Genomic DNA, 594 nt, shown 5'->3' with positions numbered 1-594 from the left:
CCAGTGGATCAGCCCCTGCCAGCGGGTCCCCACCGTGTTTCGTCGCTTGCCACGTCCTTCATCGCCGTCAGAAGCCTTAGGCATCCCCCAGACGCCCTTTGCTGCGTATGCTACCGCATTCGCCTGTTCAATTATCAATGCCTGATGTCCATACAACAGCGCTATACGCGTTGCAGACTACTCTCTTTCTTCCTGTAAGTCAAAGAACGTATGAACCACGTTTGGTTCATGTGGAGAATAACGGATTCGAACCGTTGACCCCCTGCTTGCAAAGCAGGTGCTCTAGCCAGCTGAGCTAATCCCCCAGGTATGTTAATCAGTTTTCAGTTGTTAATCAGCAACTGCCGAACTGACGGTGGGCCTGCGTGGACTCGAACCACGGACCTCTACATTATCAGTGTAGCGCTCTAACCACCTGAGCTACAAGCCCAGTGCTTTGCGTATTGATATCAATGGTTAGACCAAGTGGCTCCAGAAAGGAGGTGTTCCAGCCGCACCTTCCGGTACGGCTACCTTGTTACGACTTAGCCCCAGTCGCCGAGTTTACCCTTGTCCGGTTGTAACCCCGAACTTCAGGTCCCCCCAACTCCCATG

At 53.4% G+C, this 594-nt stretch carries 2 tRNA genes and 2 rRNA genes; all 4 read right to left on the bottom strand.

The features are described from left to right. Positions 1 to 111 (bottom strand): 23S ribosomal RNA (locus EQG79_RS30860); the annotation flags it as partial. A gap of 120 nt (positions 112 to 231) precedes the next feature. Beyond that, positions 232 to 305 (bottom strand) — tRNA-Ala (locus tag EQG79_RS30855). A gap of 51 nt (positions 306 to 356) precedes the next feature. Then, a tRNA-Ile gene (locus tag EQG79_RS30850) sits at positions 357 to 430 on the bottom strand. Positions 431 to 475: 45 nt separating this feature from the next. Continuing rightward, a 16S ribosomal RNA gene (locus EQG79_RS30845) occupies positions 476 to 594 on the bottom strand; the annotation flags it as partial.

It is taken from the genome of Spirosoma sordidisoli, assembly GCF_004138325.1.
Lineage (GTDB): Bacteria > Bacteroidota > Bacteroidia > Cytophagales > Spirosomataceae > Spirosoma > Spirosoma sordidisoli.
The sequence above is the reverse complement of the archived record's forward strand: the minus strand, read 5'-3'. Positions and strand labels throughout refer to the sequence as shown.